Here is a 14,213-nt window from a genome sequence, read left to right on the forward strand (position 1 = left end):
ATTGTGACTTCTTTTATGTCAGGCATATGAATGAAGACCGGCGATGACCAGGTTGACGAAGACGAGGTTGAACATGATGATGGCAAATCCACCGACACATAACCAGGCCGCTTTCGTTCCTGTCCAGCCACGCTGAATGCGCATATGCAAGTAATAGATATAGATCAGCATCGTGATGAGAGCCCAAACTTCTTTCGGGTCCCATCCCCAGAAACGGTTCCAGGCAATCTGTGCCCAAATCATCGCAAAGATCAGACCACCAAGGATAAAGACCGGTAACCCGATCGCGACCGAGCGATAGCTGATTTCATCAGCGAGATCAAGGTCGACTTTTTTCGCAAGGGGTTGAAGCGCTTCAGCGACGCGTTTGCGCAAGATGACAAAACGGAGCAACACGTAAATCACAATTCCGCCGATGACCGACCAGATGAGCGTGTTCAACTTGAGTGTATTGATCCAGTTCGGGAGTTCGAGTGACAAGCCACTCGCACCAGACACGAGTTGTGCCCCTTCTGGGACGAACAAGATTGGCATGAAATATTCATACGTCTCCGCTTGACCGCGGTCGTTCGTGAACTCGACGACACCACCGGCACCGATTCCCTTGAATAACATCGAAACGATGATGAAACCGAGCGTGCACATGAGGACGAACATCGTCACTTCGAGCCACGTCCGTGACTTAGACTGTTCTTTCATCGATGTTTCGTTCAATAAGAAAATGAGGCCCGATGCAAAACTGATTGCCAAAATCCCTTGTCCGAGCGCAGCCGTCGTAACGTGAATTTTCAACCATACACTGTTGAGTGCCGGGATGAGCGGTGCGACCTCACTTGAGAACATCGATGCGAAGGCGATGACGAGTAACGCCACCGGCATCGCGAACAAGCCGAGTACATCATTTTTATAGATTCCATATACGACGAGGAACCCGAGCACCATCATCATACCGAAGAACGTCGTATATTCGTATAAGTTTGATACCGGCGCATAGCCGACACCTGCCCAACGCATAAAGAAATATGTCATTTGAGCGATAAAGCCGATGATTGCCAAGATAAAAGCGTATTTCCCATAGGCAACACGGTTGACGTTTCGATCTTTACGCATACCGCTGACGGCAATCGTAAAGAGAACCGTCGAGATTGCATATAGGAAGAACGCGATAAACAGCATTCGGCTGCTCCATTCAATCCATTCCATCAAGATTCCCCTCTTTCATCTGTTGACTCATTCTCCGACTTCTCTGTGAATCTCGCCTGGTCTTCCCACATCGGTAAGCCACTTTGTTCTAATAGCGGCGACACTTCACGACGGAGCGAGGACGGGTTTTTGTTCGTAAAACCAGCGACGAGCACACCCTCTTCATGGCGACGGATCCAAACGCGACGGTGTGGCCAGTACATGCCCATCGCAATACCGATCATAAAGATTGTGGCACCGACGATCAAAATCGGATAAGTGGAGTCACTCTTCACACGTAAACCACTCGTGCTCGCCATCTCTGTTCCCGCAAATTGCACTTCATAGCGGTTCTCTTCATCAGCGACATTCAGACGAATGCCGATCAAATTCGACTCCGTTTCGCCTTCAGGTGATTCGACGTTGAAGAAGAAGGCAGGATTCAGTGCACGTGGTGATTTCGTATTCGGTTGCCCATCTTTCACTTCGAAGTCTGGATACAAATCCTTCAACGTGACGGTGACCCCATCGAGTTCATAAGACTTCTCTGGATTCTCCAAATCGACTTTGAACGGACCATATTCGTCGCCGGTTTCTTTATCTGCCAACATGAACGACATCGACAAGAACTCTGGACGGCTTGAATATTGTTCCTGATACACTTCAAATTTATCGAATTTAAACGGGTGGTTGACTTTCGTCGAACCGACTTCGACTTGTTCGAGTTGCGGCGATCCGTCCTCGTTCGTTCCCGTCTTTTTGAATAACGTCAACTCTGTCTCATAATTTTTCGGAACGGCCCCTGCTTTTTCAATGGCGGCCGCGAACTTCGCGTCCTCTTCATTGTTCTCAGGGTCGTACATTTCAAGAATGAACTGGTCGTTCCGTAAGTAGTACTCGCCGTCAGTCGCCTCTAGCGACACCGTGTCGCCTTCACGCACCCATTCGAGCGTATCCGTATGGAATGCAGGGAACACTCGCAGCATCGCCCCTAGGAAGAAGATGACAAGTCCGAGGTGGTTGACGTACGGACCCCAACGACCAAACCGGTGTTTCTCTGCTAACAGAGCATCGCCGTCCCGTTTGACGGTATATCGTTTCTTTTTAAGTGCGACTGCGATCTCGTCAATTTGAGCCTCCGTCCCATCACCTTGTCCGAAGAGACGTTGCCCCTTCATAAAACGTTCTGTCCGTCTGACCGGTTGTTTTTTAAGCGCCTTATAGAGCGGAACCCCACGGTCAATCGACACGACGACGAGTGAGAGCGTCAACATGACAATCAGACCGATGTACCACCACGATGTGTATAGGTTATGGAATCCGAGGGCGTAATAAATAGAACCCGGTGTTCCATACTCCTCCATATAATATTGTTCAGGCGGTAACTGTTGTGGGATGTACATCTCTTGAGGAAAGATTGTTCCGATTGCCGAACCGACAATGATCAATGCAATTAACCACAACCCCACCTTGACCGATGCAAAGAAGTTCCACACACGGTCAATGATCGATTTCGGACGACGCTTCGACCGTAAATCAGCGCCTTCGTATTTCATATCTAGCATCTGTGCGTCCCCCGTTCGCTTACAATGACTTCTCGGCTAGCTCCATCAATTTCTCTTTCGTGAGTTCACCTTCATACTTTTCAATTACGTTCCCTTCACCATCGATGACGAATGTGACGGGTAGGTTATAAATGCCATACGCTCCTTCGACTTCGCTCTGGGTATCCATCAAAATCGGATAGTCGAGCCCGACACCGAGGTCGTTGATGAAATTATCGACACGAAGCGGTGTCTCTCCGACGTTCACGGCCCAAAAATCGACACCCATGTCTTGAAGTGTCGCATAGTTTTCTTGTACGACCGGCATCTCTTTCTTACACGGTTCACAGAACGTACCCCAGAAGTTCAAGAGCATCCCTTTACCTTCGTAGTTGTCTCGCTCATACAAGGTCGAACCGTCGAGCGTGACGAGCTTGAAGTTCGGTGCCTCGTCTCCCGCCTCGATACGTCCATCGTTACCCGCTTGGTCGAATGTTTGCATGATCGTAACCGCTCCCGCAAAGAGTACGACCGTCATGATCATCATCCGCCAAAATGACCTCTTTTTCTTTTTTGCGACCGCTTGTTCCATCCGGTCGTCTTTTTGTTGATCTTTTGTCATCGTTTTCACACCATCCTTCAGTTGCTATTGTACTGAAAAAACATTAAAAACGCACATTAACAGACTTTTTTCATTTTTTTGTCACACAATCTACACAATCAAAAAAATCATCCTATTTCAGGACGATTTTTTGTTGTTATTTTTTCTTCTTTTTGCCTCGTGGTTTCGGTGGAACGGTAGGGTTCGCAAGTTCCCGAAGCTTACTGATTTCTTTGTGTGAAAGTTCACGCCAGTCGCCCGTGTTCAAACCGTCGAGCGTCAAGAAACCGAACTGTTCGCGCTTCAGTTTGATGACCTCTGAACCAATGGCTTCCACCATCCGACGGATTTGACGATTGTGACCTTCCGAGATGACGATTTCGAGGATGGCTGTGTTCTTCTTCTGGTCCACAGACTTCATCTTCACTTTCGCACTACCCGTTTTGAATCCGTCATCGAGTTCGACGCCAGACTCAAGCTGTTTGATGGCCAAGTATGATGGGATGTTCTTCACTTTTGCCACATAACGCTTTTGAATTTTATATTTCGGGTGCGTCATCATGTTCGAGAACTCGCCATCGTTCGTCAAGATGATGAGTCCCGTCGTGTTGTAGTCGAGACGACCGACCGGGAATACACGTGCTCCTGGCGGGACGAGGTCTGTGATGACTTTACGTCCTTTGTCGTCATCGACCGTCGAGACGTAGCCACTAGGTTTATAGAGTAAATAGTAGACATGCTCTTCTTGTTCGATTTTGACGCCATCGACTTCAATCTCTGACTTCGGTCCAACTTTCGTCCCTAGTTCACGGACGACTTTTCCGTTCACGCGGACGCGACCATCCAAAATCATTTCTTCCGCTTTCCGACGCGAGGCGACCCCCGCTTGTGCGATTACTTTTTGCAAACGTTCCATATGATTAATCCTTCTCCAATCTCTCTTCTTGCTTCGGTGATTCCTGACCGAAGAACAAATCGCCTTCGTCTGTCAGTTCATCCTCAAATGTTAATGGTGGCAGTTCCTCGAGTGAGTTGAACCCGAAATGGTCGAGGAAGTGCTCTGTCGTACGATACAGCTTGGCACGACCAATCGTCTTCGCGCGGCCAGCCGACTCGATCAATCCTTTCGATAACAACGTATGGATGACCCGTTCGACTTTGACTCCGCGAATCTCTTCGATATCCGCTCGTGTGACCGGCTGTTTGTAGGCGATGATGACAAGCGTCTCCATCGCTGCACGTGAGAGCGCCTGCTCTGCCATCGTCCCGACATATTTCTGAATGTACGGGGAGACGTCCGGAACGGTCACGAGCTTATAGACACCTGCCGATTCCATGAGCTGAAACGGTCGGTTCGATGACTTGAACGATGCCTCCAGCTTACTGAGCTGTTCTCGTGCCGCAGCTTCTGAGATATCAAGCGTCTCGGCGAGCGCGCGTACTTCCATTCCTTCGTCACCGACGACGAACAGCAATCCTTCAATAATCGTCTCATAAGACAGCAACCGCTTCATCCCCTTTCTTTGACGCTTCAATGAATGAGATTTGAATATCTTGGTCGAGTTGTTTCGTTTCGACGATTCGCAACTTGATCAGCTCCAAAAGCGCCATAAACGTCACGACGAGATCTGAGACGTTCGGTCGTTCAACAAAAAAGGCGAAAAACGACGTTTGTCTCGTCGACGATACGTGTTCATGAAGACGCGTCATCTGCTCTTCAAGCGTACGCTCTTCCCGCTTGATCGTCTTTTTGCGTCGTTCTTTCCAACGTTTCCGTTCAATCATCTTCGAATAGGCGTGAAGAAGATCCGAGAAGTTGAGTGGTCCGTCATACTTAGACACCTCTTCAGACATATACGTCGTCAAATCTTCACCCGGTCGCGTATACAATTCAAGACGGTGTTCTTCTTGTTCACGCATGAAGACGACCGCTTCTTTATATGCTTTGTATTCAATCAATTGACGAATGAGACCTTCACGTGTCGGTTCCTCACTGAAGTCTGGAACCTCTTCATCCTCGACCGGCACTGGCGGTAACAATTGCTTGCTCTTCAATTGGAGCAACGTCGCCGCCATGACCAAGTATTCACTGGCCACATCGAGTTCAAATTTTTGCATCGTGCGAATATAGCCGACATACTGGTCAGTGACTTCTGCCACGGAAATGTCGACGATATCAATCTCCATTTTCCCAATCAAATGGAGCAACAGGTCGAGTGGACCTTCGAACGTATCAATTTTAACGTTATAGGCTTCCATAGAGACACCTGCCATTTTACATTTTTGCGCTTTAGTATAACATGTTTTATAACACCGTGGACACGAAAGGAGAAAATTGATTCATGACCCCTTTTATTCATTATACGTTGCTCTTTGAATGTCATGCCGATTATTTCGAATGTCATGAGGTATTAGAAGAGGCGTGGCAGGCAGACGGACGTCGTCATCACGGCTATGCGGCACTCATCCAATACGCCGTCATCCACTATCATTTACGACGAGACAATCTCATCGGCGCGAAAAAGAGCTTGCGACTCTTACGCCGAAAGATCGACATCGCTTCCCCCTATTTACATGAGCTCGGTCTTGATGTCGACTCCTTCGTCGCACAGCTTGATGAATGGCCGTTACACACGAAGCTCCCATTACAACAGGATGTTCGTGACACGGTCGAATCACTAAAACCGACGTTCCCATCGACGGACCTGTCGTTCGAGCAATTGGTCCACAAGCATCTGCACCGTGACCGGAGTGAGGTCATCACGGAACGGGAGTTGGCACTTTTAGAACGTCAACGAACGAGGAATTCCGCCAGCCCTTATTGAAGTACATGCAAAACCCCCGCAGTCCAAGATTGCGGGGGTTTTGTCATCAGACGACTAATTGGTTCCATTTTTCCAATAAATCGCCCGTCTTGCCTGTACCGGTTAGCGTCAAATCAAGTGGAAGGACGTTTCTCACCTCGTCTAAAAGCTCGTAAGAACGTTTCTCGCCACGGAATGATGGCGACAAGGCGATATGGTCGATGACCATTGTCGTCCCTTGTTGCTCCATACCAATGATACCAACGAAGTCTTCACCGACTTTCCACAAATAGAGGAACTTCGACTCCTCCTCGTCATACGATCGGACGAGTTCAAGCAAGCTTAGCGGAGATTTGTCACTGCATGAGAATGCGAGTAGACCCATCGCCGTCTTTTCATAAGAACGTTTATATTTGACCAGCATCGCTGGGTTCACCACCTTTTGTCATTCAAGTTTCACGACGTGAACACGTGAGAGACATGGTTCATTGTGCCATACCCTTCAGGCAAAAATCAATTCTCGTCCCAAACCTTCACTTCTGCCATCTTCGTACCTTGACGAAGTTTGACGGCATGCTCAAGACCAGATGTCACTTTACCGAATACCGTATGGACACCATCCAAATGCGGTTGTGGCTCATGGACGATGAAGAACTGTGAAGACCCTGTGTTACGACCTGCGTGGGCCATTGAAAGTGAACCCGCTTCATGTTTGTGCGGGAACGATGTCGATGTCTCACAAGGAATCGTATAGCCTGCACCGCCCATTCCAGTTCCTTGTGGGCAACCACCTTGGCTAACGAAGCCAGGGATGACACGGTGGAACGTCAATCCGTTGTAAAACCCACTGTTCGCAAGTTTTTCGAAGTTTTCGACCGTAATCGGTGCTTCACCGTGGAATAAATCAAATTCAATCATTTCGCCATTTTCAAGTTTCATAGAACCTTTTTTCATGTTTCAAGCAACCCCTTTTTCATAATATGTATCCTGCTGTTTGACACTCACATTACCCATCTTATCAAAAAAACACGTCTGTCTCCACTTTTTTGTGGAAACAGACGTTCTGCCTTATTGAATCACTGCGTGAACGAGTGGACGTGCCTCTGGTTTCGTTGCACCGATCGTATACGCATGGTCTAAACGCTCGATGGCTGAAGACATGTCTTCGATGTTCGAACGGAGTACCGCGATCACATCGCCTGCCTCGACACGGTCGCCGACTTTCTTCTCAAGCGTGATGCCTGCCGCGAAATCGATTTTGTCTTCTTTCGTCGCGCGTCCTGCACCGAGAAGCATCGCCGCAACACCCACTTCGTCTGCGATGATCGACTCGACATAACCTGCTTCTTTTGCGACAAATGTCGTCTCATATGAAGCTTGTGGTAATTTCGTCACATCATCGACGAGTGATGCGTCGCCACCTTGTGCTTCGACGAACTTGCGGAACACCTCGAGGGCGTGTCCATCGGCAATGCGCTTCTCAAGGTCGGCATACGCCTCTTCAAACGTCGGATAAAACTCACCGAGGACAGCCATATGTCCAGCGATCGTGAGCGCGATTGTTTTCAAATCTTCGACTTCTTTACCTGAGAGGACTTCAATCGCTTCTTTCACTTCGTTCGCGTTCCCGATTTCAAAACCGAGTGGTTGGTCCATGTCCGTGATGACCGCGACCGTCTTACGGCCGACATTTTTCCCGATTGCGACCATTTCTTCGGCGAGGGCTTTCGCATCATCAAACGATTTCATGAACGCACCAGAACCTGTCTTGACGTCAAGAACGATACTATCCGCTCCAGCTGCAATCTTCTTCGACATGATTGAACTTGCGATGAGCGGAATCGACTCAACCGTAGCCGTGACGTCGCGAAGCGCGTACAAGCGCTTATCCGCAGGCGTCAAGTTCCCTGTCTGCCCGATGATCGACATCTTGATATCGTTTACTTGTTTCGTGAACTGCTCTTCCGTCAATTCTACGTTGAACCCTGGGAATGATTCGAGCTTATCGATCGTACCACCTGTGTGACCGAGACCGCGACCACTCATCTTCGCGACAGGGATGCCGATTGAAGCGACGAGTGGTGCCACGATCAAGCTGATCTTGTCACCGACGCCGCCCGTTGAGTGCTTGTCGACTTTTTTCCCTTCGATATTGGAAAGATCGATCGTATCTCCCGACTTTACCATTTCCATCGTCAAGGCAGCCGTCTCGTTTTCAGTCATCCCGTTAAAATAGATGGCCATCGATAAGGCTGACATTTGATAGTCAGGGATTGATTCGTTCGTGAAACCTTCGACAACGAAGCGAATCTCCTCTTCGTTCAATTCTCCACCGTTACGTTTCTTTAAAATCAAATCGACCATACGCATAACTGTCGTCCTCCTAAAATTAAGTTACTTACATGCTTTTAATCGTGCCACGTACGAGAGAGAGGAAGTCTTGACGAACGCGCTCTGTCGTTTCGATGACTTCTTCATGGTTGAGTGGTTGATCTAAGATGCCTGCTGCCATGTTCGAGACACACGAAATCCCGAGGACGCGCATATCCGAATGACGCGCGACGATGACTTCTGGAACAGTCGACATCCCGACAACGTCTCCCCCGAGAAGACGGGCCATTTTGACTTCAGCCGGTGTTTCGTACGTAGGACCTGTGTTTCCGAAGTAAACCCCTTTTTGTACAGAAAGTCCAAGGTCTGACGCGACACGTTCTGTCAATTTCACGAGCTCTTTATCGTACGCTTCTGACATGTCAGGGAAACGTGTTCCGAATTCACTCGCGTTCTTCCCGATGAGCGGGCTCGTACCGAAGAAGTTGATATGATCTGTGATGATCATCAAGTCGCCTGGGTTGAATGACTCGTTACATGCGCCTGCCGCGTTCGTGACGATGAGAGTCTCGACACCAATCAGCTTGAGGACACGTACAGGGAACGTCACTTGTTCCATCGAGTATCCTTCATAGAAGTGGAACCGTCCTTGCATGGCGACGACCCGTTTCCCTTCGAGCTCACCGAACACGAGTTGCCCCGCATGTCCTTCAACTGTCGATACCGGGAAGTGCGGGATCTCCTCATATGGAATGGCGACCGGGTTCTCAATCTCGTCCGCGAGGACTCCGAGTCCTGACCCGAGAATGAGTCCGATTTCTGGTGTACTGCCCATACGCTCCTGCAAAAACGCTTTTGTTTCGTTCCAATTTACCATGAATATTGCCTCCTCAAATTTCGTTTAAGAAACTCTTTCCGTGTGATGGTGCCGCGACGTCAAAGTTGTCAGCGACCGTCGCCCCGATGTCCGCGAATGTTCCGCGAATACCCAAATCGACTGCCTTCGCTCCGTTGTGATGAACGATGAGCGGAACGTATTCACGCGTGTGGTCTGTCCCAGCATGAACAGGATCATTTCCGTGATCAGCCGTGATGATGAGCAGGTCATCTTCACGAAGACGCTCCATCACTTCCGGTAGGCGAGCGTCGTACTCTTCAAGCGCGACCGCATAACCTTCCGGGTCACGGCGATGACCGAACAACGCGTCGAAGTCGACCAAGTTCAAGAAGCAGAGTCCTTCGAAGTCTTCCTCGAGCGACTCGACCAATTTGTCCATGCCGTCCATGTTCGATTTCGTGCGGACCGCTTTTGTCACGCCTTCACCATCGTAAATATCGCTGATCTTCCCTAATGCGATGACGTCTTTCCCAGCTTCCTCGAGCGTGTTCATGACGGTCTTGCCGAATGGTTTCAGTGCGTAGTCGTGACGGTTCGCCGTACGGACCCATGCTCCTGGTGTCCCAAGGAACGGGCGAGCAATGATTCGTCCGAGCATGTACGGGTCTTCACGTGTGATTTCACGTGCGTATTCGCAGATGCGATACAATTCATCAATCGGCACAATCTCTTCGTGTGCTGCGATTTGAAGAACCGAGTCGGCAGATGTATAAACGATGAGGGCGCCCGTCTTGACATGCTCTTCACCGAGTTCGTCCAAGATTTCTGTTCCGGACGCCGGTTTGTTTCCGATGATTTTACGTCCGCTGAACTCTTCAAGACGGTGAATCAAATCATCTGGAAACTCCTCAAACACGCGGAATGGTGTATCGATATGGAGTCCCATGATTTCCCAATGGCCCGTCATCGTATCCTTACCAGCTGAGATTTCTTCCATGCGACCATACGCACTCGGTGCGTCCGATGCATCGATGCCTTGAATCGGCTTGATGTTCGAAAGTCCGAGTTTACCCATGTTCGGCATGTTCAATCCGTTATGTTCACGCGCGATATGCCCGAGCGTGTCGGCCCCTTTGTCACCGAACTGTTCGGCATCTGGTGCTTCACCGATCCCGACCGAGTCCATGACGACTAAGAAAATACGTTTAAACTTCTTCACAAAAAATTCCTCCTTTTCGGTGTCTAGGCACGAGGGTGATGCTTACGATACACATCATGTAGACGCGATTTGTTGACGTGTGTATACACTTGCGTCGTCGCTAAATCCGCATGACCGAGCATCTGTTGAATGGCGCGTAAATCCGCACCGTTCTCGAGAAGGTGTGTCGCAAAGGAATGACGGAGTACGTGAGGTGTGATCTCTTTTTCAATTCCAGCAAGTTTGGCTCGTCGTTTGATCATCTTCCAAAATCCTTGACGACTGAGCCGTCCTCCTCGGCCGTTTAAAAAGAGCGCTTCGGTCTCTCTACCGCCAAGTCCGTTACGAGCTTGTTGGATGTAACGCTCGACGAAACTTTGGGCGACCGAGGATACCGGGATGATTCGTGCGCGCTCGCCTTTCCCTTCACATTGTAGATACCCCAATTCGAACTGCAAATCATCCAAATCCAAACCTAAAAGTTCACTGACCCGCATCCCCGTCCCGTAAAGCAACTCCAGCATAGCCCGGTCTCGTAGTGAGAGCGGGTCCGACGTCGGGACGCTGTCCAACAGTCGCTCGACTTCCGTTTGTGACCACGTGTCCGGAAGTTGCTTTTCTGCTTTTGGAGATTCTAGGTAAAGTGACGGATCAGTCGTCGTGACTCCGGTCATTTTTAGATGATGATGGAACATCCGGATTGAACTGACTGCTCGTCTCAATGAAGACGAGGCTCGCCCCGCTTGCGACAGCTCTTCGATATGTTTGACGATATGCGAACGTGTCACCTCATTCCACTCTTCTACCCCAAGTTGGGTCAAGGTCGATGCGTACTGCGTCAAATCGCTCGCATACGCCTGTCTCGTATTCGCGGACATCCGCTTTTCAACTGTCATATATTGAAGAAATGACTCGATATGCGAACGCATCATACCCTCCTCCTTCCTCGTTTCACCTGAATACGCTTACAGCATATCACTTATGTAAACTGTTGTGAAGATGTCTGACCTCATTTTTTATTCACTTTTTTGTGAACGTTCACGTGACAAAAATACATCTCAAATTTCTTATTTTTCTGGCATGTTCAAATGAGAAGCGATATACTACAAGCAACTTATTAAAATATTTTAAAAAGTAGATGGGAGTTCAATCGTGATGAAAGATCCACAGCATGAATTACTAGTCGACATTCGAAAGCAGATCGTCCTACACAACGTATCGACAATTTCCGAGTTGAGTATGGTCACGCACGTTTCATTCCCTACCGTCAAGAAGATAATCGATGACATGATCGAATACGGTGAAGTCATCGAACACGGTCAACATGCCTCAAAAGGAGGTAGGCCCGCAAAAAGTTATGGGTACAATCCCACTTTTCGTCATTGCCTAACCCTATACATCGAAGCGAGCGAGATTCACTATCGCTTAATTGACTGTCAAACTCAGATTCTTGAAGAAGGTGTAACATTAGTCAAAGGCACGCATTTAGAAACGTTAGGCAAACTCGTCGATACATTCGATGAGCACACAATAAAAATCGGTGCCATCTCTGTCGGTGTCGCCGCTGCAGTCGATACGGGTCGAATTGTTTTCGCCCCAGAATATCCATCACTGGCGCATTTAGATTTGAAGAACTGGTTGATGGAACGAACTGGACTTCCGGTCGTCATTGAAAATGATATGAATGCCGCCGTTTATGGATTTTCCATACGAGATGAGACCACAACACATCAGTCCATCGTCTATCTCGGCCTCGGAAAGAATGGTCCGGGTGCTGGCATCTTGCTCGATGGACATGTCGCTCGGGGACAATCCGGATTCAGTGGTGAAGTTTCATTTCTTCCGCTTTATAACGATGCATCATTTTATGACCGCATAAAAAATAAACCTTATGGACCACACCTTCTGAGAAAAGAAGAAATCGATGCATTGGGACGGCTCGTCGCTACATTTGCTGCGACACTCAACCCACACACCTTCATCTTTTCAGATGTCGACCTCGTTCTAGACGATTTATCTCACATCAGCCGCGCATGCGATCGATATCTTCCCTCTCGTCACATTCCTCGTCTTCAAATCGGAGAATGGGAAGAAGATTACTTTTTCGGGCTGGCTCGACTCGGCATTGAATTGATGCTCGAAACGATTCCGCGAGGTGACGTATGACGATTGTATTATTGGCCGTGATCTATCTCGCGTTTATCAGCCTCGGTCTTCCGGATGCCCTCATCGGTGTCGGGTGGCCACTTATGCATAAAGAATTCTCCGCACCCGTATCGATGGTCGGATGGATTTTCATGACGATTGCTGGTGGAACGATTCTTTCGAGTCTACTGAGCGGTAAACTATTGGAACGTTTTGACACGAAACAAGTCACGTTCGGTTCGACATTACTCACAGCGCTCTGTCTGTTCGGATTCTACTCTGCTCCTTCAATCGGTTGGCTATTCGTATTTGCCATCCCACTCGGTCTAGGTGCCGGTGCCGTCGATGCCGCTCTGAATCATTACGTTGCCGAACATTACGAAGCACATCATATGAACTGGCTACACTGCTTTTGGGGAATCGGCGCGACCGGGGGACCACTCGTCATGGCGGGTGTATTGACGGAGGATGGATGGCGTGACGGCTATTTGATCATCGCCGCCGTTCAGTTCAGTTTAGCTCTCATATTGTGGTTGTCTTTCCCGCTTTGGAAACAGAAAGAGGATCCCACTTCACATCCCCAAGAAACAGCCGTCACGACACTCGATCGCAAGCTACCGAGCGGGGTGTCCTATGCATTGGCCACATTTCTACTTTATTGTGGGGTCGAAGCGTTAATTGGGTTATGGACGAGCAGTTATCTCGTACAGATGAAACAGTTCTCCATCGCGACGGCTGCAGCATGGGTGTCCATCTACTACGGCAGTATCACAATCGGACGGTTCGTGAGCGGGTTCCTCTCGTTCCGTTTCTCGAACAAACAAATGATTCGGATGGGACAAATACTCGCCCTTGTCGGAAGCATCCTCTTCTTCATCCCAATTTCCGGAACGATGCTCGTCGGCTTGATGCTGATTGGCTTTGGATTGGCTCCGATTTATCCGAGCATGCTTCACGAAACGCCGAATCGATTCGGTTCGGCACAATCGAAACGTTTGATGGGTTTTCAAATGGCATTCGCCTACTCAGGGAGTACGTTTCTCCCCCCGTTATTCGGATTGATTGTATCTGTGACGTCACTCCGTTTTTTACCACTTGTGATCATCCTGATTATGGCTGGCATGCTCTTCAATACAGAACGGCTGAATCAAATGATTAGACGAACATCATAGGAGGATTCTATATGAGAATCGAACATGTCGCCCTGTGGGTAGACGACATCGAAAACATGCGCAGGTTTTACGAAATCTATTTTGATGCACAGTCCAATGCTAAATATGAAAACGAGAAGAAACAGTTCGAATCGTACTTTTTAACATTTCGAGGTTCGCGTTGCCGCCTCGAGCTGATGCACAGACCTAAACTTGAAAGGAATCCGAGAGAAGCGACCGGATATGCTCATCTCGCCTTCTCGCTCGAGAGTAAACAAGCGGTAGATGCCTTGACGGAACGCTTTCAGCTCGATGGATACACACACATCGACGGTCCACGGACGACCGGTGATGGTTATTACGAAAGCGTCATCCTCGACCCAGAAGGCAACATCATCGAATTGACAATCTAAGTAGAT

The 14,213-nt window shown here is 48.8% G+C and carries 16 protein-coding genes; 4 read left to right on the forward strand and 12 right to left on the reverse strand.

Annotation, left to right across the window (positions count from 1 at the left end):
* Positions 1-18: 18 nt before the first annotated feature.
* From ccsB to EAT1B_RS02205, 6 genes are all read right to left on the reverse strand, one after another.
* A complete protein-coding gene (ccsB, locus tag EAT1B_RS02180) occupies positions 19-1,203 on the reverse strand; it encodes a c-type cytochrome biogenesis protein CcsB (RefSeq protein ID WP_012726491.1) in 1,185 nt (394 codons plus the stop codon).
* Positions 1,203-2,747: a cytochrome c biogenesis protein ResB gene (locus EAT1B_RS02185; protein WP_012726492.1), complete on the reverse strand. Its 1,545-nt coding sequence runs from the start codon at positions 2,745-2,747 to the stop codon at positions 1,203-1,205. Before EAT1B_RS02185 ends, ccsB begins: the two co-directional genes overlap by 1 nt.
* A 19-nt stretch (positions 2,748-2,766) precedes the next feature.
* Positions 2,767-3,348 (reverse strand): thiol-disulfide oxidoreductase ResA, encoded by a 582-nt coding sequence (gene resA / locus EAT1B_RS02190; protein WP_047795228.1) that lies wholly within the window; start codon positions 3,346-3,348, stop codon positions 2,767-2,769.
* 136 nt (positions 3,349-3,484) lie between these two features.
* Positions 3,485-4,243, reverse strand: a complete 759-nt coding sequence (locus tag EAT1B_RS02195) for a pseudouridine synthase (protein WP_012726494.1) — start codon at positions 4,241-4,243, stop codon at positions 3,485-3,487.
* 4 nt (positions 4,244-4,247) lie between these two features.
* Positions 4,248-4,841, reverse strand: a complete 594-nt coding sequence (scpB, locus tag EAT1B_RS02200) for an SMC-Scp complex subunit ScpB (protein ID WP_041917904.1) — start codon at positions 4,839-4,841, stop codon at positions 4,248-4,250.
* Positions 4,819-5,586 (reverse strand): segregation/condensation protein A, encoded by a 768-nt coding sequence (locus EAT1B_RS02205; RefSeq protein WP_012726496.1) that lies wholly within the window; start codon positions 5,584-5,586, stop codon positions 4,819-4,821. The genes scpB and EAT1B_RS02205 overlap by 23 nt, the downstream gene beginning before the upstream one ends.
* 83 nt (positions 5,587-5,669) lie before the next feature.
* On the opposite strand from EAT1B_RS02205, the gene EAT1B_RS02210 reads away from it, so the two are divergent.
* The gene (locus EAT1B_RS02210; protein ID WP_012726497.1) at positions 5,670-6,152 is read left to right on the forward strand and encodes a DUF309 domain-containing protein; all 483 of its coding nucleotides are present in this window, start codon (positions 5,670-5,672) and stop codon (positions 6,150-6,152) included.
* Positions 6,153-6,198: 46 nt separating this feature from the next.
* Here EAT1B_RS02210 and EAT1B_RS02215 read toward each other — a convergent pair whose 3' ends face one another.
* The 6 genes from EAT1B_RS02215 to xerD all read right to left on the reverse strand — a co-directional run bounded on the left by EAT1B_RS02215 (position 6,199) and on the right by xerD (position 11,427).
* Positions 6,199-6,555, reverse strand: coding sequence for an N-acetyltransferase GCN5 (locus EAT1B_RS02215; RefSeq protein WP_012726498.1), 357 nt, complete (start codon positions 6,553-6,555; stop codon positions 6,199-6,201).
* An 89-nt stretch (positions 6,556-6,644) separates the two neighbouring features.
* Positions 6,645-7,085 carry a peptidylprolyl isomerase gene (locus EAT1B_RS02220; RefSeq protein ID WP_012726499.1) on the reverse strand — a complete coding sequence of 147 codons (441 nt, stop codon included), beginning with the start codon at positions 7,083-7,085 and terminating at the stop codon, positions 6,645-6,647.
* A 114-nt stretch (positions 7,086-7,199) separates the two neighbouring features.
* Complete coding sequence (locus EAT1B_RS02225; RefSeq protein WP_012726500.1) at positions 7,200-8,501, reverse strand: pyrimidine-nucleoside phosphorylase; 1,302 nt, start codon at positions 8,499-8,501, stop codon at positions 7,200-7,202.
* 28 nt (positions 8,502-8,529) lie between these two features.
* Entirely contained in the window at positions 8,530-9,339 is an 810-nt protein-coding gene (locus EAT1B_RS02230) for a purine-nucleoside phosphorylase (RefSeq protein ID WP_012726501.1), read from the reverse strand.
* 13 nt (positions 9,340-9,352) lie between these two features.
* Positions 9,353-10,519 carry a phosphopentomutase gene (gene deoB, locus EAT1B_RS02235; RefSeq protein ID WP_012726502.1) on the reverse strand — a complete coding sequence of 389 codons (1,167 nt, stop codon included), beginning with the start codon at positions 10,517-10,519 and terminating at the stop codon, positions 9,353-9,355.
* Between the two features lie 23 nt (positions 10,520-10,542).
* The gene (gene xerD, locus EAT1B_RS02240; protein ID WP_078147057.1) at positions 10,543-11,427 is read right to left on the reverse strand and encodes a site-specific tyrosine recombinase XerD; all 885 of its coding nucleotides are present in this window, start codon (positions 11,425-11,427) and stop codon (positions 10,543-10,545) included.
* A 226-nt stretch (positions 11,428-11,653) separates the two neighbouring features.
* On the opposite strand from xerD, the gene EAT1B_RS02245 reads away from it, so the two are divergent.
* The 3 genes from EAT1B_RS02245 to EAT1B_RS02255 are packed head-to-tail and all read left to right on the forward strand — an operon-like array spanning position 11,654 to position 14,207.
* Positions 11,654-12,664 carry an ROK family protein gene (locus tag EAT1B_RS02245; RefSeq protein WP_012726504.1) on the forward strand — a complete coding sequence of 337 codons (1,011 nt, stop codon included), beginning with the start codon at positions 11,654-11,656 and terminating at the stop codon, positions 12,662-12,664.
* The gene (locus tag EAT1B_RS02250) at positions 12,661-13,815 is read left to right on the forward strand and encodes a sugar MFS transporter (RefSeq protein ID WP_012726505.1); all 1,155 of its coding nucleotides are present in this window, start codon (positions 12,661-12,663) and stop codon (positions 13,813-13,815) included. The genes EAT1B_RS02245 and EAT1B_RS02250 overlap by 4 nt, the downstream gene beginning before the upstream one ends.
* 11 nt (positions 13,816-13,826) lie before the next feature.
* Complete coding sequence (locus EAT1B_RS02255; protein ID WP_012726506.1) at positions 13,827-14,207, forward strand: VOC family protein; 381 nt, start codon at positions 13,827-13,829, stop codon at positions 14,205-14,207.
* Positions 14,208-14,213: the final 6 nt, after the last annotated feature.

It is taken from the genome of Exiguobacterium sp. AT1b (genome assembly GCF_000023045.1).
In the GTDB taxonomy this organism is placed as follows: domain Bacteria; phylum Bacillota; class Bacilli; order Exiguobacteriales; family Exiguobacteriaceae; genus Exiguobacterium.